The 19218-nt window shown below is 39.3% G+C and carries 16 protein-coding genes; 13 read left to right on the top strand and 3 right to left on the bottom strand.

What is annotated here, in order from left to right:
• Positions 1 to 31: 31 nt before the first annotated feature.
• The gene (locus DVR12_RS13855; protein WP_116976286.1) at positions 32 to 736 is read left to right on the top strand and encodes a hypothetical protein; all 705 of its coding nucleotides are present in this window, start codon (positions 32 to 34) and stop codon (positions 734 to 736) included.
• A gap of 59 nt (positions 737 to 795) precedes the next feature.
• Here the strand turns inward: DVR12_RS13855 and DVR12_RS13850 are convergent, their stop codons facing one another.
• Positions 796 to 1554 (bottom strand): DeoR/GlpR family DNA-binding transcription regulator, encoded by a 759-nt coding sequence (locus tag DVR12_RS13850; RefSeq protein ID WP_116976285.1) that lies wholly within the window; start codon positions 1552 to 1554, stop codon positions 796 to 798.
• 53 nt (positions 1555 to 1607) lie between these two features.
• Between DVR12_RS13850 and nudK the strand changes: the two genes are divergently transcribed.
• Positions 1608 to 2186, top strand: a complete 579-nt coding sequence (gene nudK / locus DVR12_RS13845; RefSeq protein WP_116976284.1) for a GDP-mannose pyrophosphatase NudK — start codon at positions 1608 to 1610, stop codon at positions 2184 to 2186.
• A gap of 61 nt (positions 2187 to 2247) precedes the next feature.
• On the opposite strand, the gene DVR12_RS13840 is transcribed toward nudK, so the two are convergent.
• Complete coding sequence (locus DVR12_RS13840) at positions 2248 to 3789, bottom strand: SusD/RagB family nutrient-binding outer membrane lipoprotein (protein WP_116976283.1); 1542 nt, start codon at positions 3787 to 3789, stop codon at positions 2248 to 2250.
• Positions 3790 to 3801: 12 nt separating this feature from the next.
• Positions 3802 to 7173 carry a SusC/RagA family TonB-linked outer membrane protein gene (locus DVR12_RS13835; protein ID WP_158563269.1) on the bottom strand — a complete coding sequence of 1124 codons (3372 nt, stop codon included), beginning with the start codon at positions 7171 to 7173 and terminating at the stop codon, positions 3802 to 3804.
• Between the two features lie 359 nt (positions 7174 to 7532).
• Here DVR12_RS13835 and DVR12_RS13830 point away from each other — a divergent pair, with 359 nt between their 5' ends.
• The 11 genes from DVR12_RS13830 to DVR12_RS13780 all read left to right on the top strand — a co-directional run bounded on the left by DVR12_RS13830 (position 7533) and on the right by DVR12_RS13780 (position 19217).
• Positions 7533 to 8075: an RNA polymerase sigma factor gene (locus tag DVR12_RS13830; protein ID WP_116976281.1), complete on the top strand. Its 543-nt coding sequence runs from the start codon at positions 7533 to 7535 to the stop codon at positions 8073 to 8075.
• A gap of 83 nt (positions 8076 to 8158) precedes the next feature.
• Entirely contained in the window at positions 8159 to 9229 is a 1071-nt protein-coding gene (locus DVR12_RS13825; protein ID WP_116976280.1) for a FecR family protein, read from the top strand.
• A gap of 79 nt (positions 9230 to 9308) precedes the next feature.
• Entirely contained in the window at positions 9309 to 10754 is a 1446-nt protein-coding gene (locus DVR12_RS13820; RefSeq protein WP_116976279.1) for an endonuclease/exonuclease/phosphatase family protein, read from the top strand.
• 24 nt (positions 10755 to 10778) lie between these two features.
• Positions 10779 to 13061 (top strand): beta-glucosidase BglX, encoded by a 2283-nt coding sequence (bglX, locus tag DVR12_RS13815; RefSeq protein ID WP_116976278.1) that lies wholly within the window; start codon positions 10779 to 10781, stop codon positions 13059 to 13061.
• 113 nt (positions 13062 to 13174) lie between these two features.
• Positions 13175 to 14053 carry a hypothetical protein gene (locus DVR12_RS13810; protein WP_116976277.1) on the top strand — a complete coding sequence of 293 codons (879 nt, stop codon included), beginning with the start codon at positions 13175 to 13177 and terminating at the stop codon, positions 14051 to 14053.
• Between the two features lie 223 nt (positions 14054 to 14276).
• A complete protein-coding gene (locus tag DVR12_RS13805) occupies positions 14277 to 15116 on the top strand; it encodes an SDR family NAD(P)-dependent oxidoreductase (RefSeq protein WP_116976276.1) in 840 nt (279 codons plus the stop codon).
• Between the two features lie 35 nt (positions 15117 to 15151).
• Positions 15152 to 16066, top strand: a complete 915-nt coding sequence (locus tag DVR12_RS13800) for a helix-turn-helix domain-containing protein (RefSeq protein WP_116976275.1) — start codon at positions 15152 to 15154, stop codon at positions 16064 to 16066.
• 43 nt (positions 16067 to 16109) lie between these two features.
• The gene (locus tag DVR12_RS13795; RefSeq protein ID WP_147323458.1) at positions 16110 to 16709 is read left to right on the top strand and encodes a hypothetical protein; all 600 of its coding nucleotides are present in this window, start codon (positions 16110 to 16112) and stop codon (positions 16707 to 16709) included.
• A gap of 281 nt (positions 16710 to 16990) precedes the next feature.
• Complete coding sequence (locus DVR12_RS13790) at positions 16991 to 17506, top strand: DUF5004 domain-containing protein (RefSeq protein WP_116976273.1); 516 nt, start codon at positions 16991 to 16993, stop codon at positions 17504 to 17506.
• Between the two features lie 74 nt (positions 17507 to 17580).
• The gene (locus DVR12_RS13785) at positions 17581 to 18129 is read left to right on the top strand and encodes an RNA polymerase sigma factor (protein WP_116976272.1); all 549 of its coding nucleotides are present in this window, start codon (positions 17581 to 17583) and stop codon (positions 18127 to 18129) included.
• Between the two features lie 59 nt (positions 18130 to 18188).
• A complete protein-coding gene (locus tag DVR12_RS13780; RefSeq protein ID WP_116976271.1) occupies positions 18189 to 19217 on the top strand; it encodes a FecR family protein in 1029 nt (342 codons plus the stop codon).
• Position 19218 lies beyond the last annotated feature (1 nt).

Below are 19218 nucleotides of genomic sequence, written 5' to 3'. Positions count from 1 at the left end.
ACCATTTCCCCCACTTGCAAACTAAAAAATCATGATCAAATTATCTTGTACAACAATCTTTCTTCTAACAAGTTTGATTTCATTTTCACCTCAGAAGAAAAATCAAAACAATACCGGTTTGTTTGTTTTTCATTATTTGGCAAAAGGGAAAATAAATGATAAGTTCTCAGAAATAAAACCTCCTGATACTGTATATTATAACAATGATTTTGGAATTGAAAGCATGTTGCGTACTGAAAGTAAACAAAATCCACAGGGGGAAATTACCAATAAAATAGAACAGAATGGTTACAACCTGATTGACATTAGTAATAAACGCTTCTGCAAATTTTCATCATTATCTGAACTGGAAAGGAGTAGTAAAGATAAATGGTTATCTATCGACCAAAAAAAGATTGGAATTAAGTTTGATTATCCATTTTACAGTAATGAAAAATTTATAGAAAAGGATACAATTATAGATAATAGGTCTTTTAGGCTGATCCGCTACATTTCCAACGAAACTAGAACTAAAGGAGCTTTTATTACCCTATACATTGAACCCGGCAAGTCGAGCCCTTTACCATTCTATAGTATTCAACCAACTTTTAGCGGTCGGCTACATCAAATTTTCATTGTGCCTCCTGCCCAATATGAACAGCTGGGTGAAACAATGCTGAGATTTGATTATCATGATATCCCAACAAATTCGCCAGTATTGGGAATATTAAAAGGCCTGAAAAAGGAGAATACATAAAAGCAAACTATATCAGGTATCAATGTCAATTTTATTGATACCTGATTTATCCGGCTCATTTAATTAATAACCTTCACATTCTTTTCCTTTAGTTGCAGTGTTTGCGCTTTAGATAATTCCTTATCTGTCACCAGTGCGGTAAGCATTGTAAGAGAGGCAAATTTGAGATAACTATCCTTACCAATTTTGGAAGAATCGCACAGTACAAATGTCTGATCCGCACAACTTATCATTGCTGAGCTAATACTTGCTTCAGTTTCACTATGAGCGCTCAGACCATACTTTACAGAAAATCCGTCTGTTCCAATAAACGCTTTATTGGCATGATAGGTTTTTAAATGTGCAACAGCTCTATCCCCATGAATGGCTTTGCGTGGGCCATCCATTTCACCACCCGCAAGATTTACGCTTATACCATTTGAATCCATAAACTGAGCTGCAACAGGCAACGAATTGGTGATGATGCGCAGTGGAGTAATATCTTTAAGATAGGCGCACATAGCGAAAACCGTACTGCCACAGTCCATGAAAATAGTATCCCCTGGTTTCACAAGTGCCGCCGCCATTTGCCCGATATATTTCTTCCGGGATGCGGAAACAGTTTCTTTATCTTCATAGGCAGTAAAGGGATGCCTTGGTTCTGCCTTCATAGCACCACCATGTGTTCTTATAAGTAACCCTTCATCTGCCAGCATTTGCAGGTCGCGACGGATAGTTACCGCAGAAATCTCCATTTCATCGGCAATTTCCTGCACATCCATACTTTCCTTCTTATCCAGGATCCTGAGAATTTTCTTTTTTCTTTCCTGATATCCCATTTTCATGTATATTTGATAAAAATAATCAAAATTGATCAATTTCAATCATTGTTATGCAACCTCAGATAAAAATTCTCTCTCAGGAAATATTATCAGATAACTGGTATACTCTTTATAAGGTTACCTATGATTATAAAGGCAGGACTGGCACCTGGCAAACTCAATCAAGAGAAGCATATGACCGCGGCAATGGTGCAGCAATTCTGCTTTATAACCCGGCTACAGGAAATGTAATCCTTACTAACCAATTTCGGCTACCAACCTATATTAACGGCAACACAAGCGGAATGCTTATAGAAGCCTGTGCAGGACTGCTGGATGAAAATAATCCCGAAGAATGTATACGCCGCGAAGCCGAGGAAGAAACCGGCTTCCGCATTCAGGAAGTAAAAAAAGCATTCGATGCTTATATGTCGCCCGGTTCTGTAACGGAGATACTTCATATGTTCGTTGCTGAATATAGCCCGGAAATGAAGATCAGTAAGGGAGGTGGATTAGAACACGAACAGGAGGAAATTGAAGTCCTGGAGGTACATATCAGCAAAGCCTTAGCAATGATTGAATCCGGAGAGATCAGAGATGGGAAAACAATAATGCTGCTACAGTACGTAAAATTGCAAAAGCTCCTGTAAGAAAAGAAGCCATCTCTAAAAAGAGACAGCTTCATTATTATATATGCACAATTGAAATTAATTATTTCAGTATCCACATTGGGAGTGCCTGATTATCATCTCCACCAAACTGACTTTTCAGTGCGCTGCTAATATTCTCAGCATTGTAATCCAGTTCCTTTTGAGGATACATCCATCTTAGTGGTAAAGAAGTTGGAGGTGTATTCAGGTTAGTGCTGGCATTAATAGTAAATACAGGATAGCCTGTACGTCTGTTTTCATACCATGCATTGTAATCTGAATTCTGGAAGAATCCTGCAATATATTTTTGAGTGATGATTTGTTTGATCTGATTTTCTGTAGAACCGGTAAGTGCTATTGTTCCAGGGAAAGCATCGATGTAGGAAGCATCTAATGCCATACCATGAGTATACAATACAGGTACATACTTTACCAGGAAATTCATATGGCTCTTGATACCATTTGCATAGTACGTCTGAGCATCAGTACCGGTGATCCAGCCACGTACAGTAGCTTCTGCCAGTATGAACTGAATATCCCAGTAGTTCAATAAACCTACTGGTTCTGCATTATACATTTCTTCGTAGCGTTTGTTTACCCCGCATGATTTACCAGCCTTCTTTGTGGAAACGATAGTTGACAGTTCATCTGCCGGATCCACTCCCAGGTATGCACTATATTCAGAAGCTGTTTTACCTGCATCAATCTGCGCTGAAGATGGTTCTGCCATGTAGAACAAACGCTTATCCGAAGTAGCCTTCATTGGATCTAACAGATATGAAGACAATGCAGGATATGCAAGGAAGGAATTCAACTGTGCAGGAGTGTTGCTCCATGGATAACAATAACCGGCAGATGCTGTATAGGTAACTGCAAAGTTATCGTTGAAATCTCTCATCAGCGGACGTGCTGCCACTGTTTTGAATTTATTGATGATATCCAGATCTGCATCCCCCACTTTTTTAGAAAGGCTGATCAGCACATATAGCTGAAAGCTGTTTGCCAATCTTCTCCATTTATCAATATTTCCCTGATAAATAAAATCGCCCGTAAAATTTACACCTTTGGAAAACAACAGATCTGCCTGATCCAATTCATTTAAGATACCTTTGAAAACATCTTTCTGTGAATCGTATTTAGCTTTAATAACCCCTGTAGATCCTTGAATCGCCTCGGTATAAGGAATATCTCCCACCTGCATCGTTGTTTGGAAAAACTGCCATGCACGTATAAAATGACCAAAACCCTCAAAGGTAGTTTTCAAATCTGCATTCGTTGCATTTTTAATCATCGGATCTACATCCCGCAACACCAGCAATCTTCCAAAATCTACTCTTACCATTTTATTATACTGGTAATCACTTGCCAGCTCCGTCCAGCCAATATATTTACCTAACGTAAAAGGCTGACGGAAATTTGTTCCTGAAGAGATATCTTTTGAAGTTATAGCTGCCAGCATATTGGTTGCCAGCCATTCTGAAGAAGCCGAAGATGGCTTATCAGGATTGGTATTGATCGTATCAAACTTTTTAGTACAGCTACTGAAGCCGAAACCAGCTACCAGTGCTGCAATAACAGATATTTTAGATATATGCTTAGTCATGTTAGTATTTTTTTAGAAGCCAACCTTAACGTTAAAACCTACCATGCGTTGAGCAGGAGCGTTCATTAGTTCGGTATCAACATCCGGATCTGAGTATTTGAATTTGGTGAACAGGAACAAATTCTGACCAGTTAATGCAACTGAAGCATTTTTAATTCCTGATTTACCGAACCATGATTGTGGAACTCTGTAGCCGAGAGAGATTTCACGTACTTTAACAAAGCTCTTATTCATTACACCGGTTTCGTAAGAGTTACCCCATTTACGTGCATAGGCCTGATAACTTACAGGAACATCGTTAGGAGCATACTGGCGGGTATCGCTGGTTATACGGCCATAGTTGTCATAGGTAACAGAACCACTTACTACTTTCACGCCATTTCCAACATAATTTTTCAAACCTTTAACTACCTCGTCATAACGCCATTGATTATCTGTTTCAGGGTTAGCACCGGTATCAAACATCTTAGCATAGATGTAATCATACATCACACCACCAATACGACCATCGATAGTAATACCCAGGTTCCAGTTACCATATGAGAAGTTATTGATGAACCCAAACACAAAATCAGGATCAGAATTACCATACTTCTCTGTATAAGTACTCAGCATAGGCAACCCATTCTGGTGAATTACATTACCATTAGGATCTCTCAGTGCTTTCTGAGTATAGGCTACTGCATCCATACGTCCACCTGCTACTGTCCACAGATTTTTTGCAGAATAAACCGGGTCTATATCCACAAAGTATCTGTTCTGAGTAGAGAAGTTCACCATAGAATTCCATTGGAACTTACCTTTCTTCATTACTGTACCGTCTAAGGTTATTTCCACACCGCGGCGAGCATAAGTTTCACCGGTATTAATCAGCGTAGTGGCATAACCTGACGATGGAGCAAGGGTTTGCTTGATCTGGTTATTGTAGTACAACTTAGTGAAGTAAGCTAAATCGACGTGCAGGCGTTTGCTGAACAAATAGGCTGCGGTACCAAACTCCCAGGTACGGGTTGTTGTAGGCAGTAAATTACTTCCTGCCAGATTATCAGGAGTAGAAGCTGTAGTATTTCCCCAGCTGTTATTAATGGTATACGCAAGGTTATTGGCATATACATCCAGCGGAGTTTTAGTCATTGTCCATGAACCTCTAACCTTCCACATATCAATCCATTTAGGCATGTGGAGGAATTCAGACATCAGTACAGATGTTGCAACAGAAGGATAGAAATATGATCTTGCATTTTCTGCCTGCGTTGAACTCCAGTCATTTCTTCCGGTAACATCTACGAATACTGCACTGTTCCAGGAGAGAGTAGCTTTAGCATAAACAGAATTGGTTTGCTTAGCCCAAGTACCGTAGTTGGTGATAATACCATCTACACCGGCAGTAGTTGAAGGTACTGCATTAGCTAAAGAATACCAGCCCGGAACTGCCAGACCATTTCTGGTTTTAGCCCCCTGCTCTCTTTGTTTATAGTAGAAGATACTTGCACCACCCAACGCGTCGAGGTTCCATTTGCTACCTATTTTTTTGTTATAGGTCAACAACAGGTCACTGTTGATACTGTTACCCCAACTTTGGTTCTGACCATACAGTCCTTTACCACTGAAGTCGAAACCAAAGGTGTTACCAATTGTCATACCTCTGGTAGAATTGATACCAGCAGGATTTTGAACAATATCTTCATTTTTATAATAGTCATAACCATTTCTGAAAATCAACTTCAAATCTTTTGTGAAGTTGTAATTCATAGTCAGACTTGCATTCAGTTTATTTTGTTCTGTGCTTCTCAGCTTTTCGTAAGCAATCAGGTATGGGTTATCATACCAGGCATTATACAGCCAGTTTTGCTTTTGGTTTTGAGTAACCCAGTAGTCTTTATATTGACGGATATCGTAATCTGGTCCTGTCCACATTAAGATTTGGTAGATATAACCCTGCTGGTCATAAGCACTACCCCAGAGCTGAGGAGCAGTGGTACGGGTATAACCCATATGACTTTCCAGACTGAATTTATCACCGGCTTTTAATTCGCCGCTCATAGTATAATTAATGATATTCAGTTTCTGGTTAGGGAACTGACCTTTATTATAGATATGATTCAGACCAGCTCTGAAGAAACCATTTTGTCCACCTTTGGTAACGCTTACGCTGTTATTGGTAATCAGACCAGTTTCCAGGAAGTTTTTGAGGTTGTTCTTACCACTTGATACCAGTGGCATTTCCTCGTTTTGTTTGGTGATTGGGTTCCATTGCACGGCAGTTTGACCAATATCCAGTTTAGGACCCCAAACATAGTCGGTATTGATTTTACCATCAAGACCATGACCATAAGAAGATTGAACATTAGGGAGTGCCAGGTAACCGAGGTTGAACATGGTGTTACTGTTTACATCCACTGTCAGACGATCTTCCTTGCTACGTTTGGTGGTAATCATAACAGCACCGGCAGCACCTCTTGCACCATACAAAGCTGCGGCGGTAGGGCCTTTCAGCATGTTAATGCTTTCGATATCATCTGTAGGGATATCGCGTAATGTCATATTTCCATAAGGTACTCCGTCAATTACCAGTAAAGGGGTTTCACCACGCATTTCCAGTTTGGGAGCACCATTAAATTCAGTTGAGTTTTTTACAGTAAGGCCAGCCACCTGTCCGGTAAGGGAAGTACCAAGATCCACCCCTTTCACGGTTTGCATACTGGTACCTTTTACTGATTGTACAGCATAGCCCAGTGCTTTTTCTTCACGCTTAACACCAAGTGCGGTTACAACTACTTCACCCAGTTCTTTGGTCGACTCCTGCAATTTCACATCTATAGAATTGCGGGTGCCTACAATTTCTTCACGGGTAGAATAACCTATTGAAGAAAAAGCCAGAATAGCGTTTGGGCCTGAAACGGTAATAGCATAACTACCATCCGGCTTGGTCATAGTACCGTTACCTGTACCTTTTTCCATAATCATAACATTAGGAATAGGTTGAGTAGCATCGGTTACGACACCAGTTACTTTAATTTTCTGATGCGCCTGGCTGGTAACCTGGGCATCATTATCATTTAATTTCTTAGGTGCCTGATATTCTCCTACCCTGTCTTTCTCTACAATAGTGTAGTAGTTGGGTTTTACATAGAGGAATACCAGATCATTAGGATAAAGCACTGCTTTCAGTACATCCTCCAACGACTTTCCGGCAAAATTGGTAAGATTGTAGGTGGTCGTTTTCTTTTTAACTACCTGCGGATCATAGACAAAGTCTGTTTTATACTCGCGGGTAATAGCTTTCAGGGCATCGAGTACAGGAACAGCTTTCTGTGCATACACCTGGCTTGTTGCAGCCAGAAACAGTACGACAAGCAACCGCTTAAAATAGCGCAGCGTCATAGTTGGCGAATTTAGTTTCATTAATTAATGTGGAATTGGTTCCGTTTATGGTGATAAGTGACAGGAACAGAAAAAATTACCCCACCATCAGATAATTTTTTTTTCTCAGGTAGTTGGAGCATCAAAAATGCCTCTAAACGGAATCCGACACGACAATACACATACATCATTGACAATCAATCAATTAAAACAATTTCGATAAATATTAACAGGGATAGATCTAGTGTAGCAACAGATTTTTAGGGCTCTCGATAACAATAACTTAACAAAAGAACCTGTCTTTTCAGTAAATACAACAGGTTGATAGTTTTCTTTTTCGATAATTTTGCAACCTATTCCAACAATCTCTGAACCTAAAAATGGACAATCCGGTTTTTCAACATATTATTAATGGCGACATAGAAGCCTACTCCGGATTGTACAAAGATTATTACAAACGGTTTTATAATTACGGCAGGAAATTTACCAGCAATACATATCTGATTGAAGACAGTATACAGGAGGTATTCCTTGATTTATGGAACAGGCGTGACAAACTATCGCATGTAGAATCACCCAATTTTTATCTCTATTCATCATTTCGTTACGTTCTCATCAAAAAAATCAGGCAGCACGATAAAATGGTATTTAATCAGTCTGCAGAAGAAGAATACGAATTCTCTATCGAGAATGTAATCGTCAGTAATGAGTTAAATGAGGAGCTGCAAGTTAAACTACAAAAAGCAATTAAAACACTTACGGGCCGTCAGCTGGAAGCTGTGTTCCTTAAGTTTTATGAAAATCTTTCATATAAAGAAGTGGCATCCATTCTTAATATCTCGGTAAAAGCAACATATAAGATCATGGCAAGGAGTCTCTTAGCACTAAAAGAAAAGGTTATGATCTTGTTGTTATTATTCTAATATTTGCGGTTTATACAATTTGTATAAATTTTATAAAATAGTTTGGGGTAAAAAAAGCGGAACCGGGTACTATATAAATTAGAATGAAGAAAGAATCCATAACACATAAATATGTTAACTATAAGGAAAGCGATTTTCTTACGGATTCCTATTTCCAGGAATGGGTGTACCAACCATCTGCCGACCATGAAGCATTCTGGCTGCAGGTAATCAACACCCTTCCTCAGCAAAGGGAAGCCATAGAAAATGCACGCTTATACCTGAAAAATATTTCGTTTGCAACCCATACACCCTCCGATGAAGAAGTTGAAGCTTCATGGGAAAAACACCTGCAGCTTATTCAGACCATCGCTCAACCAGTTGAAAAGCCTGTTGGAAAAATACATACACTTCGTCGCACCCTCATCAGAGCTGCCGCAGTGATCACCGGGTTAATCATCATTTCAGGGGTCTATTTCTTCCTAAATAATTATCATAACGAACAAATAATCAAAACAGGTTTTGGCGAAACACGCCAAGTTACACTACCCGATGGTTCGCAGGTAGACCTGAATGCCAATTCAAAAATCACCTTTAACGATAACTGGAAAAATGGTAAGAGCAGAGAAGTTTGGCTGGAAGGTGAAGCCCTTTTCAATGTAACACATATCAATAAAGATACTAATCAAATAAAATCCGGCGACAAATTCTTAGTTCATACCAAAGGCCTTACAGTCACTGTTCTGGGTACCGTGTTTGACATCAGACAAAGACGCCAGAAAACCGAAGTGGTATTACAAAGTGGTAAAATCAAACTCTCATTTGATAACAATAATCAGGATATCATTATGTATCCTGGTCAGATTGTAGCATATAACGATTCCGAAAAGAAATCTACCACTGCCAGTATTGCACCTGAAAAATTCAGTGCCTGGAAAAATCAAAAGCTGATACTGGAAAACCCTAAAGTGGAAGAAATTCTGGTATATCTTGAAGATAATTTTGGCAAAAAAATAATTGTGGAAGATAAAGAGATGAATACCAGGTCTGTAAACGGCCCTATTCTCATCTCCTCACTGGATGACGCATTGTTCGTACTTTCTACAATACTGAATACACAAGTTGAGAAACCCGACAGCAGCACAATAATATTGCGTTCCCGCATATCCAGATAAAATTTTTTTTCTTTTCTATGGGGTAAGATAATAGTATTGCATCACTATATACCAAAGTGAAGCTATTAATCAACATTCCATGAGAAAAATTTTAGCTGCAATATTTTGCATTTGCTGTTTCAGCAACACCTTTGCCCAACAATATCCTTATCACAATGATATTCAGGCGTTTAAAAAAAAGGATTCCATTAATGCCCCTAAAGGCAATGAAATTCTTTTTGTTGGTAGTTCCTCCTTTACATTCTGGCAGGATGTAAACAACTATTTTCCCGGCCATTACATTGTTAATCGTGGTTTTGGCGGTTCTACCCTTCTGGATGTAATTCATTATGCCGATGATGTAATCTTTGCATATCATCCCAGGCAAATCGTTATCTACTGCGGAGAAAATGATCTGGCTTCCAGCGATACCGTTAAGGCTCCTGTAGTGCTGAAACGCTTCCAGACCCTCTTTTCCATGATCAGAAATAAGATGCCTGATGTTCCGGTTACCTTTATTTCAATAAAACCTAGTCCCAGCAGGGCTAAACTTATCCCGGAAATGCTGAAAAGCAATAAAGCCATTCAACAATTTCTCGCCAAACAACCTAATACCTCCTTTGTGGATGTATACAGCAAAATGCTTAATAAAGATGGCTCTATCAAAGCCGAAATCTTCAGAGCAGATCAGCTCCACATGAAACCAGAAGGCTATCGCATCTGGCAAAAAGCTATTGCCAGCCACCTGGTAGATCAGTCTATCACCACTTTAAAAGCAGCTACTTTCAATCTGCGCCTCAACATTGCCTACGACAGTGCCAACGCCTGGCCTCACCGTAAAGAGATGGTGAAAGAGCTTATCCAATATCACAATTTCGATGTATTTGGTGTACAGGAAGCCCTTATCGATCAAATGCACGACCTGGAAGCAATAGGTACCTATTCCCATGTTGGCGTTGGAAGAAATGATGGTAAAGAAGGCGGAGAGTTTTCTGCTATCTTCTATAATAAAGAAAAATATGACCTGGTAAAATCAGGTAATTTCTGGTTGTCGCCAACTCCTGAAACTCCTTCCAAAGGATGGGATGCAGCTTATATCAGAATCTGTACCTGGGCTCAACTGAAAGAAAAATCTACCGGAAAGGAATTTTATTTCTTCAATACGCATTTCGACAATGAAGGTGTTCAGGCCAGAGAAAACTCAGCAAAGATGATCCTGGAAAAAATTCATGAACTCTCTGATAAAAATACTCCGGTAATCATCACAGGCGATTTCAATTCCAGCCCTGAAACGAGCGCATATGGCACAATAGTAAAACAATTCAGGGATGCTAAACTGGTATCACAAACCAAACCATATGGACCAGACAGCACCTTCCAGGACTTTAAATATCATAACTGGACAAAGGTTGTTAAAGAAGGACGAATAGATTTTGTTTTTGTGAATAATAATATTGAAGTGCTCAATTATGCTGTGCTGACAGATTCCAGGGATCTTCGTTTTCCATCGGATCACTTCCCGGTAGTGTGCACCCTTCGTTTTTAATTAGTTTTTCTACACGATTCTGAGATGAGATTTTTAAGATTACTACTACTATTGGCAAGTAGCCTGCTATTCAATGCAGCTATTGCCCAAAATCAGCAGCAGCAAATGAAAACATTTGTTGATGGGCTGATGAAGAAAATGACATTGGAAGAAAAATTGGGGCAACTCAATCTGTTAACTTCCGGTGAAGTTGTAACCGGTTCTGCTGTGAGTACAGGTGTAGAATCAAAAATTAAAGCCGGGCAGGTAGGTGCCTTGCTGAATATGACGAAAGTTGATGATATCCGTAAAGCCCAACAAATAGCTGTTGAACAATCGAGGTTGAAAATTCCTCTGCTCTTCGGATTGGATGTTGTTCATGGTTATAAAACTACTTTTCCGATACCATTGGCACTATCCTGCTCCTGGGATATGAATATGATAGAAAGAAGTGCCCGCGTTGCTGCCATAGAAGCAAGTGCAGACGGAATCAACTGGACATTCTCTCCGATGGTAGATATAGCGCGCGATGCGCGTTGGGGAAGAATTGCAGAAGGCTCTGGTGAAGATCCTTACCTGGGCTCACAGATAGCTGCGGCAATGGTAAGAGGTTATCAGGGGAATAACTTTTCTGAAAACAGTAACATTCTTGCCTGTGTAAAACACTTTGCGCTTTATGGTGCAGCCGAAGCCGGAAGAGATTATAATACCACCGATATGAGCCGGGTGAGAATGTATAACGAGTATTTTCCTCCGTACAAAGCGGCCATCGATGCCGGTGCTGCCACCGTAATGACTTCCTTTAATGAAGTAGATGGTATTCCGGCTACCGGAAACAAATGGTTAATGACAGAGGTACTTCGTAAACAATGGGGCTTTTCCGGTTTCGTAGTAACAGACTATACAGCCATCAACGAAATGATGGCGCATGGGTTAGGCGACTTGCAAACTGTTTCTACCCTGGCACTCAAAGCCGGAACAGATATGGATATGGTAGGAGAAGGATTTACAGGTACTATTGCCAAATCATTAAAAGAAGGCAAAATAGATCTCAATACCATCAACACCGCCTGCCGCAGAATCCTCGAAGCAAAGTATAAACTGGGCCTCTTCTCCGACCCTTACCGCAATTGTAAAGGCGACAGAAAAGCAGAGATTTATACCCCTGAAAAACGAATGGAAGCACGTAAAGCAGCTACAGAGTCGTTTGTATTACTTAAGAATCAGCAACAGGTACTACCGCTTAAAAAACAAGGTTCTATTGCGCTTATAGGCCCACTCGCCAATTCAAGAGTAAATATGACAGGTACCTGGTCGGTATCCGCCGAGCTTACCAAACATCCTTCCCTGTTAGAAGCATTACAGACAGAAGTTGGTAATCAGGTAACAATAAATTATGCCAAAGGCGCTAATCTCACTGCCGACTCAATGCTTGAAATCAATAGTACGATGTTTGGCCGCTCTCTAAACAGAGATGCACATACCGCAGCTCAACTTCAAAAAGAAGCATTAGAGATTGCTGCTAAATCTGATATCATTGTTGCAGCATTGGGCGAAGCGTCTGAAATGAGCGGCGAATGCGCAAGCAGAACCGACATCGGAATTCCTGATACCCAGAAAGAATTACTCGCAGCATTGGTAGCAACCGGTAAACCTGTGGTACTGGTACTTTTCGCAGGCAGGCCAATGACTCTTGGATGGGAAAATGAGCATGTTCCTGCTATCCTGAATGTTTGGTTTGGCGGTTGCGAGGCCGGTGCAGCAATTGCTGATGTTTTATTTGGTGATGTAAATCCTTCCGGTAAGTTAACTACCAGCTTCCCTCAAAACGTAGGACAATTACCGTTATATTATAGTCAAAAAAACACTGGCCGTCCACTGGCCGGCGATGATAAATGGTTTACTAAGTTCCGCTCCAATTACCTCGATGTTTCCAATGATCCATTATATCCTTTTGGCTACGGACTTAGTTATACGACATTCTCCTACAGCGATATACAGCTGTCTGCTACTCAATTCAAGCCAGGTGGTAGTATAAGCGCTACAGTAACAGTAACCAATACAGGAAAATATGATGGAGTAGAAGTAGTGCAGCTTTACACTCGTGATATGGTAGGAAGCATTGCTCGCCCGGTTAAAGAGCTGAAAGGATTTCAACGGATTGCATTAAAAGCGGGAGAATCCAAACAAGTAACTTTTACCATTACGGAAAACGATCTGAAATTTTTTAATAGTGAATTGAAGTATGCCGCAGAACCAGGGGAGTTTAAGCTCTTTATCGGTGGCAACAGTCGTGATGTTAAAGAAACTGGTTTTAGTTTATTGTAATCATTATTCTTGCATGATAAACCTAAAGCTGCCACTTTGCCGTGGCGGCTTTTTTATTTCTTATCTAGATAGGGTAACTAATAATATATAGCAATAATTCGTATCTTCCTGTCATGGCACCAGACTATCATACTATTCGTGGATTCAAAGGCTTATGGGCCAGAGTATCTATTCCACTCTCCCAGCAGCATGAGAAATATGCTACAAAAGCAGAAGAAGTATTTGAAGAATTTCTTCAGAATATACCCTGTAGTAAAAAGACTTTACTCGGATTTACCATTTATATTGAACCCGATATAGATTACTCCAGACAATCTGATACAGCCATGGAATTGGGCTGGGATTTGCAATGTCATATTGATAATAAAATATTCAATAAAGCAAAAGTTCAGGAAAAACTGAGCCTGGTGCTTACAGCATGTCAATTGCTTCTCGATTATAAAGCGAATCAACCAGGTTATAGAAAGCGGCGTATAGACTACGCAGGTCTTGCACGTAAATTGCAACTGTTTCTAAAAAAGAAAAAACTTTATTATAAGGATAGTTCATTCTTCATTAAACCAGATGCAAATACTCAATTTAGAATCATTTCAATTACAGGCCCATATGCCGATAAAAAGCTGCTTAAATTTGATCTGCATAAACTTGAACCCTATATCAATGATAAACTTGCTCAACAAAAATATGGAGGAGAACTTAGATTGATTTATTTCAACTTTGGAATATATAAATTTGATGGAGTTGCTACCTCATTTTTCGAAAATAAGGAAAAGCTTACCTATAGCAGTATAGCAAAATCAATTTTTATTACCAGAAGTATAGATTACAACATTATAATAAAACTGAATAAAGATAAGCTGCTAAACTATTACATAGAGCTCTTTAAAGAAAATCTTAACCTAATAGATGATTCAAAAAAAATCCCAAAAAAATTTAATTATATTTCCTTAAAAGAATCACTCATCCAAAATCTGGATATCTATAAACCTTAAAGTTTAAATGAAACCCCATATCCTTAAGTATAGCTCAATACTATTTATTGGCATCCTTGCTCTATGGATAGTCATACACAGGCTTTCTTTAGGCATTCCTGCTTATATACCAGATTTCCAACTATAAATCCACGATTTGAACACAACAAACCCTGATTCGGCTACATAAATTTCTTTAGGCATAACCATCTTTGTATCATTAACTCAATATAAAAATTAAGTAATGAAAACAAAGAAAGTATGGTTTGTTACAGGAGCATCCAGAGGACTTGGCCTTAGCCTTGTAGAAAAATTACTAAAGGAAGGATTTATGGTTGCTGCTACCAGTCGGGATTCCAGGTCATTAATTGCTGCTATCGGGGAACCCTCAGAAAACTTCCTGCCATTAGAAGTAAATTTAAACGATAATGAAAGTGTAAAAGAAGCTATTAATAAGAGCATTGCCCGGTTTGGCCGGCTCGATGTTGTGGTTAATAATGCGGGCTATGGTCAGATAGGTACACTGGAAGAACTTACAGATGAGGAATCAAGGGAGAATTTTAATGTAAATGTTTTCGGTTCATTAAATGTTATCAGAAATGTGATGCCATTCCTGAGAGATCAGAAATCAGGGAACATTTTTAACATTTCCTCAATTGGGGGCCTGGCCGGTAACTTTGCAGGTTGGGGGATTTATTGTGCTACCAAGTTTGCAGTAGCCGGATTTACTGAGGCCCTCGCTGAAGAGGTAAAGGAATTTGGAATTAAAGCCACCGTTGTATATCCCGGATATTTTCGTACCGATTTTCTGTCCAGTGGATCAATTAAAACTCCAAATCAGCCCCTACCAGCCTATGAGGATGCCCGTCGATCAGAGCAGGCTCATCTGCAACAAATCAATGGTAATCAAGTTAATGATCCTGCAAAAGCTGCAGAAGTATTGATAGCTGTAAGCCAGGCTGCCAATCCGCCTGTTCACTTGTTGCTGGGAGTTGATGCTACCCAAATCCTGACAAACAAAATTGAGCTGCTTACAGCTGATGCTGAGCAATGGAAAGAATATACTTTATCCACTGCTTATTAATAATTTTGCTAACAGAATTTTGTAAAACAATTGATATGTCGGAAACATTTCGCTTTAATTCGATACCTGAGTTTCATTCATTCTGTAATTTACCGAAGCCAGAACATCCACTAATCAGTCTGATTGATTACAGCAAAGTGCAATACCCATTAGAGGGTGCTGAGCTCAAATGGATTCAGAATTTTTACTCCATTGGATTAAAGCGGAATGTAAACGCCAGATTTAACTATGGCCAGCAGCAATATGATTTTGACTCCGGTCTGTTATCGTTTATTGCTCCTCTTCAATTTTTGAAATTGGAAGTCAATCCTACAGCTGAGGTAACTCCTACAGGCTATTTACTTCTCATTCATCCGGATTTCCTTTGGAATACAGCATTAACTAAAAAGATAAAATCCTACGAATATTTCCAGTATTCAGTAAATGAAGCGCTGTTCCTTTCAGATAAAGAGGAAAAGTTGATTGTTGATTTGTTTCAAAATATAGAAAGGGAATACAAGTCAAGTATCGACAAGTTTAGTAAGCAGATAATAATTTCACAGATAGAAACATTGCTTATTTATTCAGAACGTTTTTATGAACGTCAGTTTATTACTCGTGAAAAGTCGAATCATGAATTAATCGAACGTTTCGAGCAAATACTTTCTGAATTTTTTGAACCTAAAGCCCTTAAGGAAAAAGGTATTCCAACTGTTACAACACTTGCTGAACAGTTAAATATTTCTGCCAATTACCTGGGAAGTCTGTTACGTATTCATTCACAGCAAAGCACACAGCAACATATCCAAAATAAGGTGATAGATTATGCCAAGGAAAGATTAAGTACAACTAATTTAACAGTGAGTGATATTGCTTATGAGCTTGGATTTGAGCACCCACAATCATTTAGCAAGTTATTTAAGGCCAAGGTGAAACAATCTCCTGTAGAGTTTAGGGAAACTTTTAATTAGAATATAAGGATATATGTATATTTATATACAATCCTTATATTTTATGAAACGTATTTTATCTTTTCTTGTACTGCTAACAATATTAGCTACCCCATTCTCGTCAAAATCCCAGGAGTTGGTAAAAGGAAAACTAAATTTCCTGAAAGGAGTAACAGATCTTAAAGTATCATTTATTTACGACAAGCTTATTGTAGGAGAAGATGGTCGGGAGGCCAGTTACATTAAGCGTAAGAAAGCCGAAAAAGAAGCCAAGGAAGCCGGAAGTGGTGCTGCCTGGGAAGAAAGTTGGTATGCCGACAGAGAAAAACATTATGAGCCTAGCTTTATCGAACATTTTGGTAAATTCTGCGACATTAATCTAACTAAAGACAGCTCCGTTGCTTCTAAATATGTAATGGTAGTACATACTAAATTCATTGAAATAGGCTATAACGTTGGTATAAAGGCGAAAAAAGCAGCAGTTAACCTGGAAGTTGAAATTTTTGACCAGGCCAATATGAAAAAATCGCTCTGTAAAATTATGCTGGATGATATGAAAGGAGGAGGAGGCCAATTTGCTACAGGACCACGAATTGGTGATGCATATGCCAAAGCAGGAAAAGAAGCCGGAAAATTGATCAGAAAAAAAATGGATGATAAATAACATCCGAAACTTTATAACTACTTCTATTGCCCGCTTCTGGCGGGCATTTTTATTATATTGAATAGCTAAATTATTGATGCCCTTTGTTTTAGCTTAGAACACCCTAGTAGTCAACCTTGTTGAACTCTACCATATCACCCACGTACGTGGATATCTGAAATGCATATCCACTCCCCTTCCATGTTAAAGAATTGTTACGCGCTGAGGGATTTCTATTTCACGCACGAATACATATTATAGCAATCACTAGTCTGTATTCTATAACACTAATTCCAACTGTAATGCGTTCATTTATCCCTGTAAAAATGCGTTTAGCCATGTTAGTAGTTCCATTGCTGATCATGTCATGCAAAAAGAACAACAATGCTGAACCGGAAAAATCGAAAAAGTATGAGCAGGTGACCGGTACCTGGATCCAGAAGGACATAGTTCTGGCAGTATCAGCAAAGCTGGCCGGGCAAAATCTTCCGGCTGGTACCAGTCTTATTACTCTTGCTCCGGCCCTGGGTGCAGCAGGTGCCATGATTACCTGCACTACTAAGAACAGCTATCAATTTAATGCTGATGGAACCTTTGCCATTGATGGGTGTACAGATTTGATACTACCTCTGACAGGCAAAAGTGGTACCTGGAAACTGGATGTACATGATGCGGTGTTTTTACTTACCTCCCAGAAAGGAGACAATGATCCACATTGGATTCAGAACCTAAGTAAAACGACCTTGGAACTGTCTCTTACAGTCACTATTCCGAACGTCGCTACCGCTCCGCTAATTTTGAAACTACAGCGGCAATAATGGCTAAAAATAACAATAAGATTATCAGTAATTCCTTGTATCTTGTTTAAGCCCATCAGATATTTGCGATCATTATGGAAAGTATCGTACAGGATATAAAGAATGGAAATATCGAGCGCTTTAAAATGGTATATCAATTATACCATACAAAGCTTTATTTCTATGTGTTGAAATGTACACATTCTGCTTACCTGTCGGAAGAAACCGTGCAATTATCTTTTATATTACTTTGGGAAAAAAGATCAAAACTATCTACCAATTTTAATATATCCGCACAACTCTTTCGTATAGCCAAAAGCGTTATGATCGATCTGCTCCGCAAACAACAAGTCCACAACCGACATATTGCCTCAATGCTCCAGGAGCAGCCAGACTGGCATATGGAAACTGATATCACTATTAAGGAAGAACTAAAGCTGGTATTTAATAGTATAGAACAATTATCTCCTATCAGGAGAAATGTTTTTAAGCTAAGCCGACTTGAAGGCCTTCCTCATAAAGAAATAGCCAGACAATTATCTATTTCACCCAAAACAGTAGAAAATCATATTCTTCGGGCGGTGCGCCAACTCAAAGATTCACTTTTGATTATTAGCATCCTCCTGATCCGTCTCCTTTTCTGATTACAAATTAATTATTGCAAACAGTGAGGGGTTTACTGTTTTGAAACGAATACATAGATATGAAGCATCCAGCAACATTACTCGAAAAGTTTTTCCGTGGCGAATGTAACGAAGAAGAAGCATTAGCCGTAAAGGACTACTTTACGGAAAATCCTGAAGCGTTGCTACCCTGGCTTACAGAGAAAAGCTGGTACGCTTTTCATCCAGTGTCAGAACTGCCCGCCGATTTATCTAACAAAATGCTGACTGTTATTGAAAATCACTCATATCACAAACAGTCAATAAAATGGCTTACCTATAAATGGATGGCCGCAGCCGCAGCTATTGTAATACTTGCTACAACCGGGATCTGGTGGGCACAGCAACATCATCCCACTGCAAAACAACCAATAGCAGCACTTCCGGCAAATACCATCCAGGCAACACCTGTATATGCTCAGCAAATCAATCATACTAAAAAAACAATGCTGCTGAAATTAACAGATGGAAGCACCATTGAACTGGCACCACAAAGCCAGATAAAATATGAAGAGCCATTTGCAAAACATAACAGGTCTATCTCCCTGCATGGTACTGCCCTTTTTAAAGTAGCTCCTGATAAATCCAAACCCTTTACCGTAAACGCAGGCCACTTCGGCACTACGGCACTGGGAACAGTTTTCAGAGTTACTGCCATACATGGTGAAAAAGGCAACATACATATTCAACTGATTAGTGGGAAAGTAATAGTGAAACCAGATAGTTTGCTAAGCAGCAAAGGTATTAAAGCTACCTATTTAATGCCCGGACAGGAACTATCCTTCGATCAGCTACGCCTGGTGCCTGTAGCCAAAACGAAAAAAGAAGTAGTGAAAACCGAGAATCAAATTTTCACCTTCCAAAACGAACCGCTGACAAATATCTTCGGATTAATGTCTGAGAAATTCAAAGTAAAAATTCATTATCAGCAAAATGCCATTGCAGATATGAGCTTTACCGGAACTTTTGATAGTAGTAAAGAGTCGTTAGCTGATTTTCTAAGTACCATTAGCACATTAAACAACCTTACTATGAAGCAAACAAATGAAGCTATTTACATAACACAATAAT

Origin of the sequence: Chitinophaga silvatica (genome assembly GCF_003419895.1) — a bacterium.
GTDB lineage: Bacteria > Bacteroidota > Bacteroidia > Chitinophagales > Chitinophagaceae > Chitinophaga > Chitinophaga silvatica.
Note: the sequence above shows the minus strand (reverse complement) of the source record. Positions and strands in the feature narration are given on the sequence as shown.

Coding starts and splice junctions, on each gene's coding strand:
- DVR12_RS13855 (WP_116976286.1), top strand. CDS start 32: ATGATCAAATTATCTTGTACAACAATCTTTCTTCTAACAAGTTTGATT.
- DVR12_RS13850 (WP_116976285.1), bottom strand. CDS start 1,554: ATGGGATATCAGGAAAGAAAAAAGAAAATTCTCAGGATCCTGGATAAG.
- nudK (WP_116976284.1), top strand. CDS start 1,608: ATGCAACCTCAGATAAAAATTCTCTCTCAGGAAATATTATCAGATAAC.
- DVR12_RS13840 (WP_116976283.1), bottom strand. CDS start 3,789: ATGACTAAGCATATATCTAAAATATCTGTTATTGCAGCACTGGTAGCT.
- DVR12_RS13835 (WP_158563269.1), bottom strand. CDS start 7,173: ATGACGCTGCGCTATTTTAAGCGGTTGCTTGTCGTACTGTTTCTGGCT.
- DVR12_RS13830 (WP_116976281.1), top strand. CDS start 7,533: ATGGACAATCCGGTTTTTCAACATATTATTAATGGCGACATAGAAGCC.
- DVR12_RS13825 (WP_116976280.1), top strand. CDS start 8,159: ATGAAGAAAGAATCCATAACACATAAATATGTTAACTATAAGGAAAGC.
- DVR12_RS13820 (WP_116976279.1), top strand. CDS start 9,309: ATGAGAAAAATTTTAGCTGCAATATTTTGCATTTGCTGTTTCAGCAAC.
- bglX (WP_116976278.1), top strand. CDS start 10,779: ATGAGATTTTTAAGATTACTACTACTATTGGCAAGTAGCCTGCTATTC.
- DVR12_RS13810 (WP_116976277.1), top strand. CDS start 13,175: ATGGCACCAGACTATCATACTATTCGTGGATTCAAAGGCTTATGGGCC.
- DVR12_RS13805 (WP_116976276.1), top strand. CDS start 14,277: ATGAAAACAAAGAAAGTATGGTTTGTTACAGGAGCATCCAGAGGACTT.
- DVR12_RS13800 (WP_116976275.1), top strand. CDS start 15,152: ATGTCGGAAACATTTCGCTTTAATTCGATACCTGAGTTTCATTCATTC.
- DVR12_RS13795 (WP_147323458.1), top strand. CDS start 16,110: ATGAAACGTATTTTATCTTTTCTTGTACTGCTAACAATATTAGCTACC.
- DVR12_RS13790 (WP_116976273.1), top strand. CDS start 16,991: ATGCGTTCATTTATCCCTGTAAAAATGCGTTTAGCCATGTTAGTAGTT.
- DVR12_RS13785 (WP_116976272.1), top strand. CDS start 17,581: ATGGAAAGTATCGTACAGGATATAAAGAATGGAAATATCGAGCGCTTT.
- DVR12_RS13780 (WP_116976271.1), top strand. CDS start 18,189: ATGAAGCATCCAGCAACATTACTCGAAAAGTTTTTCCGTGGCGAATGT.